The sequence below is a fragment of the Synechococcus sp. O70.2 genome, assembly GCF_047462135.1.
Taxonomy (GTDB): Bacteria; Cyanobacteriota; Cyanobacteriia; order Thermostichales; family Thermostichaceae; genus Thermostichus.
On the sequence record NZ_JANSIS010000003.1, the window covers coordinates 68,972 to 83,757 of the forward strand.

A 14,786-nucleotide genomic window follows, 5' to 3' on the forward strand; every position below is an offset into this window, starting at 1 on the left:
AGGACTGTCTGCATGATACCCCCTGCTTTTCTCCGAGCAGGTTGAGGTGCTCTAGAATAGGAAAGGATATGAAATTTTGTAAATCCTCTCCTGGCTTGGCTTCATGACCTCCGTACTCTCCCCCTTTGGCCCCGTAGAAGCGGATCTAGAGCGTTTACGCCAGAACTTGACGCGGCTGGTCAGCGCCAAACACCCCATCCTGGCCATGGCTGCCGAACATCTGTTCTCGGTGGGGGGGAAAGGGATCCGACCAGCAATCGTGCTCCTGATCGCGCGGGCCACTACGCCCGACGGGGAGATTACCCCCCAGCATTGGCGCCTGGCGGAAATTACCGAGATGATCCACACCGCCAGCCTGATGCACGACGACGTCATCGACACTGCTACCGTGCGGCGCGGCGTCAGCACAGTCAACACCCTTTTTGATAACCGGGTGGCGGTGCTGGCAGGGGATTACCTGTTTGGGCAGGCAGCCTGGTATTTGGCCAACCTGGACAACCTGGAGGTGGTGAAGCTGCTGTCCAAGGTCATCATGGACCTGCCAGAGGGAGAGGTGCGCCAGAGCCTCACTCGCTTTGATCCCGACGTCTCCCTGGAAGAGTACCTCGCCAAAAGCTTCTACAAAACCGCCTCCCTTATTTCTGGCAGTGCTAAGGCAGCGGGTCTCCTGAGCGGGGTAAGTCCTGAAGTAGCCGATCGCCTCTTCGACTTTGGCTGCAACCTGGGCATTGCTTTTCAGATTGTCGATGATCTCCTCGACTTTACTGGGTCAGCGGAGACGCTGGGCAAGCCAGTGGGATCCGACCTCATCCAGGGCAACCTGACAGCACCCGTTTTGTTTGCGCTAGAGGAGTTTCCGCAGATGCGGGAGCTCATCCTCAGAGAGTTGGCCGAACCGCAGGATCTCCAGCAGGTTCTAGAGTGGGTCTACCAAAGTGAGGGGATCCCGCGCTCCCGCCAGTTGGCGCGCGACTATGCCCAACGGGCTGCCGAGGCCCTGCAAGTTCTGCCGGACTCTGAAGCGCGCCAGGCTCTGCTGCAGATGGTAGACTACGTCCTCGAGCGGCCTTGCTAGAAGGCTTTTACGGAGATAGACCCGAGGCTCGAGCCGCCGCTGCCGAGAGCTCAGGGTAGGTGGGTGGAGTGAAAAAGCGCAGGCGGTTGGGTGGCCAAAAGCGAAAGATGGTATTGCCGATAATGTTTTCTTTGGGCAAAAACCCCCAGATGTGCGAGTCCTGGCTGTCATTGCGGTTGTCCCCCATTACAAAATAGGAGTTAGGAGGGACAACAAATTCCGATCCCTGGTTGGGCACTCCAGGACAGCGCTCGCCAGGGCAGGAGTAGTCAGGGGGAGCGTAGATGTAGTCCTCCTGCAGAGGAATGCCGTTGACGATCACCTTGCCCTCAGCAATGCGGATGCGATCCCCTGGCAGGCCGATTACCCGCTTGATGTAAGCACCGTTGAAGTTCAAGTGGGCAGGCGGGTAGAAGACAATGATGTCGCCGCGTCTGGGGGCGCTGAAGCGGTAGCTAACCTTTTCTACCACCAAGCGATCCCCTTCTTCTAGGGTGGGCAGCATGGAATCCGAGGGGATCCAGCGCGCCTCCGCCACAAAGGTGCGAATGCCAAGGGCCAGTAGCAGCGCCAGCAGCACCGTCAGCAGGTTTTCCCGCTGCGCCTGCCACCAGGTGCGAGATGGGGAATTGGCAGGGGTTTTGCTGGGCGGCAACTGGGGCTGGGGCAAAGACCTCGGATCTGTGGAGGGCATGGAGGCTAAACGCGCATGACTGCACGATTTCCAGATTATCGCACCCGGCAGGAGCGGAGACCGTCCCCTTTCCTGGCACTAGAAAGGCAAACGTCTGGCAAAACTTGATGGCGATTTCAACAGAAGAACAGCTTGAGCGCTTAGTCGAGAAGTAATCTTGCAGCGGACTGATTGGCTGGCGGGGGATACCGAAAAGCCCTTGGCGCGAGTCGAGAAACTATACAGGGATCTGGTATTGCTTAGAGCAGCGGAGGACGGCTGGAACGTCTTGGCCTTATTGCTGGGGCGACCGTTATTGCCGGCGTCATTTTGACTGCTAGGTTCGCAAAAACGTGGGGAGCTAGCAAAAGCAGGGGGATCCCGCCAAAGGCCTAGCGGATCAACTGCCGGAGGTGAGTTTTTCCCAGTCCTGCTGGTGGATGGCAAGCATCTGGGCCTGGGCCTGGATGGCCGCTAACGTCTCTGCCATCAGGGGCCAGTTGCTGTCAGGGGGAGTGGGATACTGCTTAAGCTTCCCCAGGGTGCTGCTAAGGGCCACTTGCAGCTGCTGCAGCAGTTGGTGGGTTTGTTGGGCCAAAGCCAAGGTCTCGGAGACGCGGAGGCGGTTTTGGCCTTGCTGGTACTTCCGGAGGGCTTCTCCTCGCAGAATGCTGAGGATGGCTCCTTCCCTGGGAGGAGAGCCTGGCCCGCTTTTGGAGGGCTGGGGGATAATGCGCAACTGCAGCACCAGCGGCTCCCCCCGGTACAGCCGCTCCGCTTCTGCCTGCTGCGGCTCCCCGATGAGGCTGGGATCGAGAGCCATCATCCGCTTCATGGCAGCGATTAGCCTAGCCCGGATGGGTTCCGAGAGTTCCTTGAACAGATCCCGCAAGATCCCCTGCTGGCGGTAGCGCACCCGACACAGCACTCCCTCCTGGGGCTCTACAAAAATTTGCTCTGCTTTCTCGTCTAAAGCCCTCCGCAGCATCGAGTTCAGCAACTGCTGCACCGTCTCTTCCGATTCGTCACTAGGAGAGGGCGGAGCAGTTGGCCGTGCCGGCAGCGGCTGGGTGGGAGTTGGGTGGCTGGGCGGCCCGGCTACGGGAGCGGGGACTTCTGGGGTGGTGCGGCTGGCTTGGGCCTGCAGGCGGAGCCGCTCTACCTCTGCTGGGCTGGGGGGATGGCTGAAGTAGTGGGCAATTAACTCCTGCTGCTGCTCCAGCGTAATCGGAACTGGCTCAACCGAGATCTGGGAGTAAGCCAGCATTTTGCTCACGTAGTCCAGGGCTGCCAAATCCTGGGGATCCACCATGCCCAGGATCAAGCTGTCCGTATCCAGTGCCAAAGGCACCACCTGGTAGTAGATACAAATCTCCACCGGCAGGTATTGGGCAATCAGGGCCGCCACCCGCGCTCGGTCAATTAGAGAAGGGTGTCCTACCGCCAAAGAGGCATTGGGATTGGTCATGGCAAGCCTGCAGGGATCCCGGAGGGGAAAAGCGTCGTCTTCGATCATAGGCCCTTGGCCTCCGGGGTTTCTGCCTCGCCTGTCCCTAAGCAGCCCAGATTGAATAATGTAATACTAGGAGCATTCCTTTGGATCTTCTGCCACGAGAGAACGTTAGCCTTGGTCAGCCTTGGAGTCAACATCGACCACGTGGCCACGCTGCGCCAGGCCCGCCGCACCGTCGAGCCGGATCCGGTGGCCGCTGCCGTCATTGCCGAGTTGGCAGGCGCAGATGGGATCACGGTGCACCTGCGCGAGGATCGCCGCCACATTCAGGAGCGGGATGTGCGGCTGCTGCGGCAGACGGTACGCACCCACCTCAACTTGGAGATGGCGGCAACAGAGGAGATGGTGGCCATTGCCCTGGAGATCAAGCCTGACTACGTCACGCTGGTTCCCGAGCGGCGGGAAGAGATTACCACCGAAGGGGGATTGGATGTGGCCAGTCAGGTTTCACGCCTAGGTGAAGTGGTAGATCGACTGCAGGGATCTGGCATTCCCGTCAGCTTGTTTGTCGATCCAGATCCCATCCAGATTGCCGCTGCTGCTCAGGTGGGGGCGCGCTGGGTGGAGCTGCACACCGGGCGGTATGCGGAGGCCTCCTCGGAAGCCCAACGGGAGGCGGAGCTGGCCCAGCTGCAGAAGGCTAGCCAACAGGCCATTCAACTGGGGTTGCGGGTCAATGCTGGGCACGGCCTCACCTACTGGAATGTGGGCCCGGTGGCGCGGATCCCGGGCATAGAGGAGCTGAACATTGGCCACAGCATCATCAGTCGGGCAGTGCTGGTGGGGTTGGAGCGAGCGGTGCGAGAGATGCGTCAGGCAATGGGGTTAGGAGTGGGCCCGGCATGAACTCGGAGTACTACGGCTACGACAACGGCTACGATTACGTTCTCGAGCAGGCTGAGATTGACCGCCTGCTGGATCTGCTGCCGGCCAGCATGCGAGAGAGCGTCAAGATCTTGCCGGCCTCAGAGCGGCAGACGGTCGTAATCAAAGGCCGGCGGCAACTGCCCTGGGAGCGGCAGCTGCGGCTTTTTATTAAACCCTACGAGTGGCGGCAGTTTACCCCCTTGCAGCGGGCGGGGTTGTTCTTGCACAAAGTAGGCTACTACAGCCGGCCAGCCTCGCGGCAAATCGACTTTTACCTGGCTATTGCTGCCTTGGGGGGCTTGAGCCTGATCTTCGAGGTGGTCCAGCAGGATCCGGTGGGGGCAACGGTTTCCGGTGGCTTAAGCGGCTTGGCTCTCTGGCAGTTGCGCCGCGACCAGACCAATGACCGCCGCCTTTTGGCTGCTGATGCCTACGCTGTGGACCGGCTGGTGTTGCGCGGAGTTCCGCGGTTGCAGGCAGTGGAGGCCCTGGGGCAAGCGCTGCACCTGGAGGCTCGCCTGGAGGGTCGCTCTGGCAACGACCTACTGGACATGCTGCGCTACCAAAACCTGAAGCGGCTGGCCCAGCGCCCAGCAGAAGATATTGTGTTGAGCTAGTTTCAAGCCATGCTTTCCCCCGCGCGGCTGGGATCCCTAGTGGGTCGAGGGGGATGGGGGCATCACCTCCTCCAAGTGGCAGTAACCGATTCCACCAACCGGCTGCTCTTGGACTGGGGTCGCCGTTTCCCTCAGCCTCTGCCCCTGGGCACCGTTCTGGTCAGCACTCGCCAGCGGGCAGGCCAGGGCCAGCACGGGCGAGTATGGCACTCGCAGCCAGGGGGGTTGTACCTGTCGGTCTGGTTGGGATCCCCTCCCCTGCGGCATTCCCTGCTGGAATTGACCCTAACCTTGGCCTGGGGCATTGCCGGCAGTTTGCGCCATCGGTTGGGGATCCCGCTGCGGCTGAAATGGCCCAACGACCTGGTGATAGTGGACAGGCAGGGGCCGGCTTTTCTGCGCAAGCTGGGGGGGATCCTGGTGCAAGGCCGCTTTGGGGAAAGGGGACAACTGCTGGGGCTGGTGGCCGGCGTAGGTGTGAATATCAACAATCCCGTGCCCGCCGAGGGAATCAATTTAGCTGAGATCTTGGGATGCCGGCAGGATAGCACCGCCATTGCCGCCTGGGTTTTGCAGGGGATGGAGCGGGGGTTCCAGGTCTGGCTCAAGGAGGGGTTTGCTGCTGTTTGCTGCGAGTACGAGACCTGGACAGTGAAGCCGCAAATCCAATGGCTCCCAGGTGAGGCGTCGGCTACGGTTTTGGGCCTTGCCGAGGATGGCAGGCTGCGGGTACAAACTCAGGGGGGGCAGATCCTCGTCCTCTCTCCCGACCAGGTGCGCCTGAGCTATCAAGTGTCTCTTGCCAGTGGCTGGGAGTGAGGGATCCGTTGGTGGCCACCGATTTTTGGCAGCATCTTTCCTCTTGGCTGGGCAGCAGCTCGGCAGCAAGAGGGCGGCAGCTGCGGCGGCTGGGGCTGAGTCTAGGCGTGGGGCTAAGCCTGCTCTGGTCCTCTCCCACGGCGCTGTTGGCGCAGATGCACTTGCCCCCTCCTCCCCCTGTGGGGCCAGCGCTGGACACCCCTGCCGCAAAGGCGCTGCTGCAAGATGGTGCCCTTCCCCTGCCGCAAGACACCCTGAGAACCCTAGGCTTGACTCCTCAACCAAGCCAGGCTCTTCCGCTGGAGGCGGCAACCCGCACTGGGGTGGGCCGGGAAATTGTTATTGAGCCGGCAAAGGTTACCGAGAGCCAGCCGGAAAGTGGGGTGCCGGTGGTGTTGGTGGAGCGCAGCTCCAGCCGCCGCCTCCTTCTCCTGCCAGGGGGAGAGCTTCGCATTGAGGAAACCCCTGAGCTGCCGCCGCTGACCTTGCCTACCTCGTCCCCCAGCAAAGAGCGACTGCTCTATCCGCTGCCCCACCCCGCGCCGATCACCTCTGGCTTTGGCTTGCGGATTCACCCCCTCAAGGGTCAGCCGGAGTTTCACGCCGGCGTGGATCTGGGGGCCAGCTTGGGCACGCCAGTCCTGGCTGCCTTGAGCGGCAAGGTGGTGAGTGCCGGCTCCCTGGGAGATCTGGGGATCACGGTTGTCCTGGAGCATGCTGGCGGCCGGCGCACCCGCTATGGTCACCTGTCTCAAGTAGCTGTCACCCCAGGAGAAGGGGTTAAGCAGGGATCCCTCATTGGCTATGTGGGGGCAACAGGAGCGGTGACTGGGCCGCATCTCCACTTTGAGCTGTGGCAGCAAACGGCAGGGCAAAGCTGGATGGTTTTGGACGTCACAGAAGAGCTGAAGGTCGCCGCAAGCCAGTTGCCGAGCTAGCCAGAGCCAGCTTGGGTTAGCATAGGTGAGCGGGATCCCACCTCTTGCGGACGTGGCGGAATGGCAGACGCGCTAGACTTAGGATCTAGTGCCGCAAGGCGTAAGGGTTCAAGTCCCTTCGTCCGCATGGCAAGCCCTGCTTCTAGCCGGGGAAGATCACCTCTAGGATTTGCTCAGGGGCAATGGAGTCAATCACCCCATTGGCGGCCTTGACGGCGCGGAACGGCCCCTCGGAAGGCAAAAGCCGCTCTGGGTCAGTAGGGCCAAACAGAGCCACCAGGGGAGTTTGCGTGGCCACCGCCAGGTGCATGGGGGCACTGTCGGTACACAGAAGCAGGGTGGAGCCAGCAATCAAGGCCGCCAGTTGGCCTAGCTGGGGCGGGCGGCTCACCGGCAGATCCGGCAGTTGCGACAGAAAGCCCTCCGCCAGCTTCTCATCCTCTGGACCCAACACCAGCACGAGCGGCAGCTCCGGCCGCTTTTCCCGGAAACCCTTGATCACCCTAACCCACTTCTCTGGGGGATAGATCTTCTGGATGCCTTTCTCCTGGGACAGTTGGCTGGCGCCAGGGTGCAACAGCACATAATCTTGGCTGCCCTCCCCCAGCAGACGCTTGCGTTCCTGCTCAGCCCACTCCAGGGCTGTCTTTTTGAGGCGAAGCTGGGGCAAGCCTGCCGGCGCGGCAATGCCGAACCCCTGCAGCAGGTCATGGTACATGTTGGCGGCGTATTGGGCCAGCTTTAGAGGCACCGGGTCGGTCAGCCAAGGTCGCCCAGGCCCTGGCGGGGCATAGCCAACCCGCTTTGGGATCCCAGTTAGCCAAAGCAACAGCTTGACCCACAAGCTTCTGCCCAGGCTGAGCACGGCGTCGTACTGCCGCTCGCGGATTCGCCCCAGCAGATCGCTGATATCCCCTAGCGAAAGTTGCTCCTTAAATGGGAAGGTCAGCACCCGATTCACCGAGGGGCAGACCTCGTAGGCAGCTGCCGCCCGCGGCTCTACCAACACCTCCAGCTCCGCTTCTGGAAAGCGCTGCCGCAAACTCGCTAGGGTGGGGAAGAAAAGAATTTGGTCGCCAATCCCTCCCGGCACCAAAGCGAGAATTCGGGGAGCCAAAGGGGCTTTGCCGAGAACTGCTTGAGAAGCAATCTCCATAGAACATCCTGTCGATAGCTGTATCCAGCCTAGGGGATCCCTGGCCAGGGATGTACCGCGTTTACTCTAGCTCAGGTTGGGCTCAATTCGGAGCGGGTCTGGCTCCCAGCGGCTTCTCAGCAACTAAGCTACAAAAAGGCCCAATTTTGGAACTCTCATCCTCGATGATGGGCTGTGGCCGCTACCCCAAAAGGCAGCACCATGACGGATGAGCCGATCCCGCTGCTGGATTTGACGTTGCAATACCGCGCTTTGGCTAGGACCCTTTTGCCTCAGGTGGAAGCTTTGCTGGCCTCTGGGCGCTACATTGGCGGAGAGGCAGTGCGGCAGTTCGAGGAGCTGTTTTCGCAGTTTCTCGGCGGCGGCGATCTGGAGACCGTCAGTTGCAACTCCGGCACCGATGCTTTGGTGTTGGCCCTGCGCGCTCTGGGGATCCAACCGGGCGACGAGGTCATCACCACTGCCTTTAGCTTTTTTGCCTCCGCCGAGGCCATCGATTTGGTGGGGGCACGGCCGGTATTTGTGGATGTGGATCCCTGCACCTTCAACCTGGATCCCCAGCTTCTCGAAAGAAGCATCTCCCCGCGCACCAAAGCCATAATCTCCGTGCATTTGTTTGGCCAGGCAGCCAACATGACCCAAATTTTGGCCATTGCGCAACGCCATGGGTTGGCAGTGGTGGAAGATTGCGCCCAGGCCATAGGGGCCTGCTGGGGAGGCAAGCCGGTGGGCACCTGGGGAGATATTGGCTGCTTTAGCTTTTTTCCCACCAAAAACTTGGGGGCTGCAGGGGATGGCGGGGCAGTGGTGACCCGGGATCCGCAACTGGCCCGCAAGGTGCGCATCCTCAAAGACCATGGCCAAGTTGGCCAATACCACCACGAATACATCGGCCTCAACAGCCGTCTGGACGCGCTGCAGGCGGTAATCCTGTCGGTCAAGTTGCCCTACCTGCGGGAGTGGAACTGGCGGCGGCAGGCCATTGCCGAGGGCTATCACCGCCTGTTGCAAGGGATCCCTGGCCTCATCCTGCCCCAGGTGGCAAAGGGGGGAAACTCCGTTTGGCATCAGTACACGGTGCGGGTGCCCGGTTCCCACCCAACCGACTCGCGGCGGCGCGACCGACTGCAGCGGCAGTTGCAGAAGCGAGGCATTGCCAGCCGAGTTTACTACCCTACTCCCCTTCATCTCCAGCCCGTCTACCGCAAGCTGGGATATAAGCCTGGAGATTTGCCCAATGCCGAGCTCTGTGCTGCCCAGGTGTTGTCTTTGCCCTGTTTTCCTGAATTGACCCTCCAGCAACAGGAGCGGGTGGCCCTGGCCATTGCTGAAATCTTGGCAGAAGAACCCTAGCAGCCCTGGAGGAGAGAGCTCAGGTGCTATCGAAGCTCAGCCGAAGATTACTTCAACTATTTCCGTGGTTGCACCAGTTTCCCCAACTCGGAGCTGTCCCTGCAAAGCTGTCATCGAAAGAGCGCGTTCGTTTTCTGCGCCGCCTGCGCTTTACTCGCATCGGGGGCTGGTTTGTTGGGATCACGCTCCTAGTGAGTATTGCCGCCTTTAACACTGGCAACAATCCCCTCTACTTGGTTCTGGGGATGCTGCTTAGCCTCATTCTTCTTAGCGGCCTCCTCTCCGAGCTTACCCTCAAGGATCTGGAGGTGAGCCGGCAGTTGCCCAGCCGCATCTTTGCTGGCCAGCCGGTCTTGGTGGGGCTGACACTGGTCAATCGCAAACGCCGCCTGCCCAGTTTTTCCCTCCAGGTGAGGGAACGCATCGAGGGACTGAAGCGGACGGATTGGCCTTCCAGCTATGTGCTGCGGTTGGATCCTGGTGCCAAGCTGGACACCTTCTATCAGCACACCTTCCCAAGGCGAGGGGTGTGGCAGCTGCAGGGTTTTGAGATTGCCACCAGCTTTCCTTTTGAACTCTTTCGCAAGGCAGTGGCGATCGAGGAGCCGCAGGCGGTGATTGTATTTCCCCAGCCTGCCCCCGTCCAGGGACTGCTGCTGTGGGAGCACTTTGGCGGCAGCAGCCAGTTGCGCCCTCAGCCCGGCCAGGAGGGGGACTACCTCGGCCTACGGCCATACCGTCCCCAAGATGATGTGCGCTCTGTGCATTGGAAGATCTCGGCCAAGCGAGATCAACTGGTCGTGCGGGAGCTGGAGCACCCCCGTTCCCAGGCCATTGTCCTCTGCTTTGAAAATCGCTGGCAGCCGCGGGGAGAAAGCCCTGAAGCGCATCGCAATAAGCTAGAGCGGGCTGTAGAACGCTGCGCTGGGATCCTCACTTATTTGATTCGAGAAGGCTACCCCGTGGCTCTGGCCACCTTGCAGACGCGAACTGCTTTCGGGGCCGATCTGCCCCATCTCGACTGGCTGTTGGCCCTCCTAGCCCAACTGACGTTCGTCGGGGACCCGCAGCTAGGCTCCCAAGGGCCCTCCAACTCCCCTACTGGCTTCAGCCTCACTCCCCAAGATCGCTGCCTGCTCCTAGCTCACCCTCCTCAGGAGGGGGAAGCGGTGCCAGGTCATCTCGTTGAGCCGGGATCCCTGCTGCAATTTATTCCGATTGAGTAAGGCCTCCCTATCTCCCTGGCGGGCAGTGGTTGGTAGTGGGAATGTAGATGCGGCTGCCGGCCCACTGCAGTTTCTCTCGCAGGGTGCGGAAGTAGGAAAGGTCTTTTTCTAAGATCAGCAGCTTGGCTGGCAGGGGAGCGCGTCGAATTTGCACCCACTGGCCAGGGTTGACCGATTGAGCCAAGACACCATCCGTCCAGAGGCGGGTCAGCCCTTCTGGATCGGCAAGGGGCCAGATCTCCACCGTGGCCGTGCCGCTGATAACAATGGGCCGGCTGGACAAGCTGAGGGGACAGATGGGGGTGATGATGATGGCCTCAAAGGTAGGCTCGAGGATAGGGCCGTTGGCTGCCAAGGTGTAGGAGGTGGATCCCGTTGGAGTAGCCACCAGCACGCCATCTCCGTGGTACTGATCCAAGACCTCGCCATTGACTTCGATTTCCATGATGGCGGCGGGCAGGCGTTCCCGGTTGATGGGCTTTAGGCACATTTCGTTGAGGGCGTAGTACACTTCGCTAACCGGGCGGCCCTCCTGCTTTCCCTCCCCAGGGACAGCCCCTTGTCCCAGTTGGGGCTGCTCCCAAATCTGGGCCTGCAACATCATGCGGGCTTGGAGGACAAAGTCTCCTGCCTGAATGCGATCCCAGGGATCCTGGTGCAGCACCTGCTCCGACTGGGCCAAGAACCCCAGCCTGCCTCCCGACTGGATGGGCAAAATGGGGATCCCATGGGGAGCAAGGTGGCGGGCCGCCGCCAACACCGAGCCGTCTCCCCCCAGCACCACCGCCAAATCGATGGGATCCGAGGTGGCCTCCAAAAAGACCGGGTAGGGGTTGTGGTGCAAGCCAGTGGGAGCCGTCAGTACCGTAACGCCGCGCCGACGCAGCTGCTCCGCACACAGCTGGCAGGTAGCCTTGCTCTGGCGATCCCCCTCCTTGTAGGCAATCACCACCAAGCCCAGATCCATGGCTGACCTCGCGCAGGGATCCTTTCCCATATCCCTCTTCAAGCTGGGGGTTGCCCAGACAAATTTCCTCAAGCGTTCTCTTCCGCTTTTTTTCACAATTTACTGGGAATTTTTTGATCTAACGAATGGCAGTGAAACAGCTTGTTACGTCGTTATTGCTGCGCTGTTGCGAACGCGCGAGTGGCCCGGAGCGCTACCCCTACCTCTTGCTCCCAGAGAGAGGGTCTGAGGATGACTATCCCCTTAGGGAGCAAACGGGATCCCTGAGTGAGCGGGTATAAACTCCAGCAATTGGTTTATCGTATGGACATCCCTGCCCAAGCTGCTTTGTGCCTGCAAACCTATGGTCCCCGATCTCACCAATCGCCTCTTGGGTGGCCGCTACCAACTGATTCAAGAAATCGGTGGTGGCGGCATGGGATCCGTCTTTCGGGCTTTGGACTTACACAACAACGGCCAAGAGGTGGCCGTCAAGATCCTGTATGCCCCTACCCTGCTGAGCCGAGGGAACGCCCAGCTCGATGATTTGCGCCGCCGCTTTGCCGAAGAGATCCGCGTCAGCACCCTTTTAGGCCAACATCCTCGCATCGTCAAAGTCCTGGATCACGGCCAAGAGGGGGAGCACGCCTATTTGGTGATGGAGTACCTCAAGGGACAGGATCTGGGGAAGCTAATCCGAGAAAAAGGAGCCTTGCCAGTTCGGCAGGCCATTCGGCTGGCCCTGCAGGCTTGTGAAGGGCTGCACTTTGCCCACACCTTCCGAGCTAACGTGGAAGGCCGCGAGATTCGGGGCGTGATTCACCGCGACATCAAGCCCAGCAACCTGTTTGTCGAGCGCGTTTTTCAAGATGGCCAGCTTACGTCTCAGCTCAAGATCCTCGACTTCGGCGTGGCCAAAACTCTGGCGGATCACACCCTTAGTCTAGGCACCCAAAAAGGGGGCGGATTTATCGGCACAGCTCGTTACGCCTCTCCTGAACAGGTACGCGGCAAATCTCTGGATGCCCGCTCAGACATCTACTCCCTAGGGGTGGTGCTCTACGAGATGCTGACGGGATCCATGCCCTTTCGCTTGGAAACCGACTCATTGCACAGTTGGATCCACGCCCATTGCTATGAAAACCCCCTTGAGATCAACCCGGAGACAGCCCCCCAGCCGATCCCACCCGCCATAGTAGCGGTGGTGATGGATTGTCTGAAGAAAAACCCGGACGAGCGGCCGCAGACCATGCAGGAGCTGGCAGAGCGGCTGTTGCAAGCCTATGAGCTGACGGTGGCCAACCAACTTCCCCCCAGCCAAGCCAGCACCGTCCTCCTCCCCAACACCAAAGCTCCTTCTTCCGCTTCCCAGCCACTGCGCACCCCCCCAGCTCAGGTTCAGGAACCTTAGCTTCTCCAGATTAGACTACAGCCATTTCGGCAAGCTGCAGCGAACGGACTTGGTAATCCAGCAATCCCTCCCCCTGATCCTTTGAGCAGCGACATCCAGCAGGAGCGGCTCCGTTTTAGCCTAGTGCCTCCTAGGCCTATGTCGGGTAGAGTTGGCGGTAGCTATCGACGCCGTAGTGGTTAACCTATGAACAGCCCGCTGAGTAAGAATCGGGATCCCAATCTCCTGCCTTCACAACGCCCTGAGCGAGGCAGCCCAGGCTGGAGCCTTCCCCTTGGAGGTTGGGAACTCGCCTTGTTGTGCGGATCGCTGCTATTGGGAGCTTGGGGTGGCCACCTCTTGACTTGGGCCCAGGAAGCGGAACAGCAGCCAGAGCCAGAAGTCTCACCACCGGTGAGAGACATCGATCCGGCGGTGCAGATCCGAGTTCGGAACGAGCTGGTTAAGCTCTGCGGAGAGTATCGATGCGAAAGCTATCGCTTTCCAGTGCGGGTTTTGGTCAGGCCTGAAGACACTCTGGGAACTCTGCTGGAGCGGCTGGATGCGGAGATGCTGCGGGAGGTGGACCGGGTGTTTCAAACTCGGCCTGACTTGAACCGTGTCATTGTCGATGGCTACGTCTTTGTGGGCACTCCCTCTTTCGCCAGTCGGGAAGTGCTGCTGCAAACCCTGTTTGTGCCCCGTCACCGCTGGGCGGTGGGCCGCTTTGGGCCGGAGCAGGACGGAATCTTCTATGCCGAGCTGCTGGAACAGGTAACGCCCTTTTTAACTCAGCCGCCAACCCCGACCCCTCCGCCTGAGGCTGTGCCTGAAGAGCCTGTACCTCCTCTGCCTCCCACGCCAGCTCCTATAGAGACACCAACGCCTACGCCAGAGACACCAACGCCTGCGCCTCCTATGGAGACTCCAACGCCTACACCTCAAGCAACGCCAGAAGCTCCACCGCCACCAGGGGGTGTAATCGAGCGGCAACCCATCCAGCCTTGACCTGCACCTCTGGGGTTGAGACCTAAGCAGGTGGTGATTTAGGCTTCAAAGTTAGGGGCTCCCTCCCCCTTAGGTTGCTTGACTGGTGTGCACAGCATGGCAGGACACAGCAAATGGGCCAACATTAAGCGGCAAAAAGCCCGTGTAGATGCCAAAAAGGGCAGCCTATTTACCAAACTTTCCCGGGCCATCATCGTGGCAGCGCGCAACGGCCTGCCCGATCCTGACGCCAACTTTCGGCTGCGCTCGGCCGTGGAGAAAGCCAAAGCGGCAGGCATGCCTGCTGAGACCATCGAGCGGGCCATCGCCAAGGGATCGGGCAACTGGACCGACGACAGCCCCCTGGAGGAAATTCGCTACGAAGGCTACGGCCCTGGGGGGGTAGCTGTCTTGATCGAGGCGATGACCGACAACCGCAACCGCACGGCTGCCGAGGTGCGGGAGGCCTTCAGCAAAGTCGGCGGCAGCCTGGGGGAAAGTGGCTGCGTGAGCTGGCTGTTCCGGCAAAAAGGGGTGATTAGCCTAGAGGGGGTGACAGATCCCGAAGCTCTGCTGCTAGCGGTAGCCGAAGCAGGCGGGGAGGATCTCAAGGTAGAGGGAACCGACGCAGAAGTCTACTGCGATTACACCCTGCTGGAGCAGGTGGCTACCTACCTCAAAAAAGAAGGCTACCAGGTGCAAGAGGCGGCCATCCGCTGGATCCCCTCTACGGAGGTGCATGTGGAGGACCCCGAGACAGCCAAGCTGGTACTGACCCTCATGGAGCGGCTGGACCACTTGGATGATGTGCAAAATGTCTACGCCAACTTTGAGATCGACGAGGCATTGATGGAGAGCCTGGCCTAAAGGTTCTAGCGCAGCTTGACGGCGGTGCCGGCGGCGGTAACGAGGATCATTGTCGTGCTCATGTTGGTATGAATGCTAACGCCTAGGATGCCATTTGCTCCCAAACGTTTGGCTCGCTGCTCCAACTCTTCCAAAACCTTTTTCTGGGCATTCTCGAGAACTTCTTCATAGGTTCTTGTGCGTCCCCCGATGATGTTGCGGAGGCTAGCAAGGAAGTCCCGTAGAACATTGGTGCCATAAACTACCTCGGCGGTAACAATGCCCAAGTAACGCTCAACCTCTCTACCTTGGAGCACGTCTGTAGTGGTCAGCAGCATGGCTTGTTTCCGCGTCACCCCCTCACAAGCTAGCCAATCCTC

The 14,786-nt window shown here is 60.2% G+C and carries 15 protein-coding genes and 1 tRNA gene; 11 read left to right on the forward strand and 5 right to left on the reverse strand.

What is annotated here, in order from left to right:
• Nucleotides 1-103 precede the first annotated feature (103 nt).
• Complete coding sequence (gene sds / locus NW812_RS04710) at nucleotides 104-1,075, forward strand: solanesyl diphosphate synthase (RefSeq protein WP_414394583.1); 972 nt, start codon at nucleotides 104-106, stop codon at nucleotides 1,073-1,075.
• A 7-nt stretch (nucleotides 1,076-1,082) separates the two neighbouring features.
• On the opposite strand, the gene lepB is transcribed toward sds, so the two are convergent.
• On the reverse strand, nucleotides 1,083-1,769 hold the full coding sequence (gene lepB, locus NW812_RS04715) for a signal peptidase I (RefSeq protein WP_414394584.1): 687 nt from the start codon (nucleotides 1,767-1,769) through the stop codon (nucleotides 1,083-1,085).
• 379 nt (nucleotides 1,770-2,148) lie between these two features.
• Nucleotides 2,149-3,264: a hypothetical protein gene (locus NW812_RS04720; RefSeq protein WP_414394586.1), complete on the reverse strand. Its 1,116-nt coding sequence runs from the start codon at nucleotides 3,262-3,264 to the stop codon at nucleotides 2,149-2,151.
• A gap of 111 nt (nucleotides 3,265-3,375) precedes the next feature.
• Between NW812_RS04720 and NW812_RS04725 the strand changes: the two genes are divergently transcribed.
• From NW812_RS04725 to NW812_RS04745, 5 genes are all read left to right on the forward strand, one after another.
• Nucleotides 3,376-4,107 (forward strand): pyridoxine 5'-phosphate synthase, encoded by a 732-nt coding sequence (locus NW812_RS04725; protein ID WP_414394588.1) that lies wholly within the window; start codon nucleotides 3,376-3,378, stop codon nucleotides 4,105-4,107.
• Nucleotides 4,104-4,745, forward strand: a complete 642-nt coding sequence (locus NW812_RS04730; protein WP_414394590.1) for a DUF3318 domain-containing protein — start codon at nucleotides 4,104-4,106, stop codon at nucleotides 4,743-4,745. The genes NW812_RS04725 and NW812_RS04730 overlap by 4 nt, the downstream gene beginning before the upstream one ends.
• 9 nt (nucleotides 4,746-4,754) lie before the next feature.
• Nucleotides 4,755-5,564 carry a biotin--[acetyl-CoA-carboxylase] ligase gene (locus NW812_RS04735; protein WP_414394591.1) on the forward strand — a complete coding sequence of 270 codons (810 nt, stop codon included), beginning with the start codon at nucleotides 4,755-4,757 and terminating at the stop codon, nucleotides 5,562-5,564.
• Nucleotides 5,565-5,575: 11 nt separating this feature from the next.
• A complete protein-coding gene (locus NW812_RS04740) occupies nucleotides 5,576-6,502 on the forward strand; it encodes a M23 family metallopeptidase (RefSeq protein WP_414394593.1) in 927 nt (308 codons plus the stop codon).
• 46 nt (nucleotides 6,503-6,548) lie between these two features.
• Nucleotides 6,549-6,629, forward strand: a tRNA-Leu gene (locus NW812_RS04745).
• Between the two features lie 15 nt (nucleotides 6,630-6,644).
• On the opposite strand, the gene NW812_RS04750 is transcribed toward NW812_RS04745, so the two are convergent.
• Complete coding sequence (locus NW812_RS04750; RefSeq protein ID WP_414394594.1) at nucleotides 6,645-7,658, reverse strand: glycosyltransferase family 9 protein; 1,014 nt, start codon at nucleotides 7,656-7,658, stop codon at nucleotides 6,645-6,647.
• Nucleotides 7,659-7,859: 201 nt separating this feature from the next.
• Here NW812_RS04750 and NW812_RS04755 point away from each other — a divergent pair, with 201 nt between their 5' ends.
• Nucleotides 7,860-9,011 (forward strand): DegT/DnrJ/EryC1/StrS family aminotransferase, encoded by a 1,152-nt coding sequence (locus NW812_RS04755; protein WP_414394596.1) that lies wholly within the window; start codon nucleotides 7,860-7,862, stop codon nucleotides 9,009-9,011.
• Between the two features lie 191 nt (nucleotides 9,012-9,202).
• Entirely contained in the window at nucleotides 9,203-10,237 is a 1,035-nt protein-coding gene (locus tag NW812_RS04760) for a DUF58 domain-containing protein (RefSeq protein ID WP_414394597.1), read from the forward strand.
• Nucleotides 10,238-10,244: 7 nt separating this feature from the next.
• Here NW812_RS04760 and NW812_RS04765 read toward each other — a convergent pair whose 3' ends face one another.
• Complete coding sequence (locus NW812_RS04765) at nucleotides 10,245-11,204, reverse strand: NAD(+) kinase (protein ID WP_414394599.1); 960 nt, start codon at nucleotides 11,202-11,204, stop codon at nucleotides 10,245-10,247.
• Between the two features lie 343 nt (nucleotides 11,205-11,547).
• Between NW812_RS04765 and NW812_RS04770 the strand changes: the two genes are divergently transcribed.
• The 3 genes from NW812_RS04770 (at nucleotide 11,548) to NW812_RS04780 (ending at nucleotide 14,427) form a co-directional block, all read left to right on the forward strand.
• A complete protein-coding gene (locus NW812_RS04770; RefSeq protein WP_414394601.1) occupies nucleotides 11,548-12,594 on the forward strand; it encodes a serine/threonine protein kinase in 1,047 nt (348 codons plus the stop codon).
• 339 nt (nucleotides 12,595-12,933) lie between these two features.
• The gene (locus tag NW812_RS04775; protein WP_414394603.1) at nucleotides 12,934-13,581 is read left to right on the forward strand and encodes a hypothetical protein; all 648 of its coding nucleotides are present in this window, start codon (nucleotides 12,934-12,936) and stop codon (nucleotides 13,579-13,581) included.
• Nucleotides 13,582-13,677: 96 nt separating this feature from the next.
• Nucleotides 13,678-14,427 (forward strand): YebC/PmpR family DNA-binding transcriptional regulator, encoded by a 750-nt coding sequence (locus NW812_RS04780; protein WP_414394604.1) that lies wholly within the window; start codon nucleotides 13,678-13,680, stop codon nucleotides 14,425-14,427.
• A gap of 5 nt (nucleotides 14,428-14,432) precedes the next feature.
• On the opposite strand, the gene NW812_RS04785 is transcribed toward NW812_RS04780, so the two are convergent.
• Nucleotides 14,433-14,744 carry a YbjQ family protein gene (locus NW812_RS04785; RefSeq protein ID WP_099884462.1) on the reverse strand — a complete coding sequence of 104 codons (312 nt, stop codon included), beginning with the start codon at nucleotides 14,742-14,744 and terminating at the stop codon, nucleotides 14,433-14,435.
• Nucleotides 14,745-14,786 lie beyond the last annotated feature (42 nt).

Excerpts from the sequence above, each read along its gene's own strand:
- sds (WP_414394583.1), top strand. The coding sequence starts at position 104 with ATGACCTCCGTACTCTCCCCCTTTGGCCCCGTAGAAGCGGATCTAGAG.
- lepB (WP_414394584.1), bottom strand. The coding sequence starts at position 1,769 with ATGCCCTCCACAGATCCGAGGTCTTTGCCCCAGCCCCAGTTGCCGCCC.
- NW812_RS04720 (WP_414394586.1), bottom strand. The coding sequence starts at position 3,264 with ATGATCGAAGACGACGCTTTTCCCCTCCGGGATCCCTGCAGGCTTGCC.
- NW812_RS04730 (WP_414394590.1), top strand. The coding sequence starts at position 4,104 with ATGAACTCGGAGTACTACGGCTACGACAACGGCTACGATTACGTTCTC.
- NW812_RS04735 (WP_414394591.1), top strand. The coding sequence starts at position 4,755 with ATGCTTTCCCCCGCGCGGCTGGGATCCCTAGTGGGTCGAGGGGGATGG.
- NW812_RS04750 (WP_414394594.1), bottom strand. The coding sequence starts at position 7,658 with ATGGAGATTGCTTCTCAAGCAGTTCTCGGCAAAGCCCCTTTGGCTCCC.
- NW812_RS04755 (WP_414394596.1), top strand. The coding sequence starts at position 7,860 with ATGACGGATGAGCCGATCCCGCTGCTGGATTTGACGTTGCAATACCGC.
- NW812_RS04765 (WP_414394599.1), bottom strand. The coding sequence starts at position 11,204 with ATGGATCTGGGCTTGGTGGTGATTGCCTACAAGGAGGGGGATCGCCAG.
- NW812_RS04770 (WP_414394601.1), top strand. The coding sequence starts at position 11,548 with ATGGTCCCCGATCTCACCAATCGCCTCTTGGGTGGCCGCTACCAACTG.
- NW812_RS04780 (WP_414394604.1), top strand. The coding sequence starts at position 13,678 with ATGGCAGGACACAGCAAATGGGCCAACATTAAGCGGCAAAAAGCCCGT.
- NW812_RS04785 (WP_099884462.1), bottom strand. The coding sequence starts at position 14,744 with ATGCTGCTGACCACTACAGACGTGCTCCAAGGTAGAGAGGTTGAGCGT.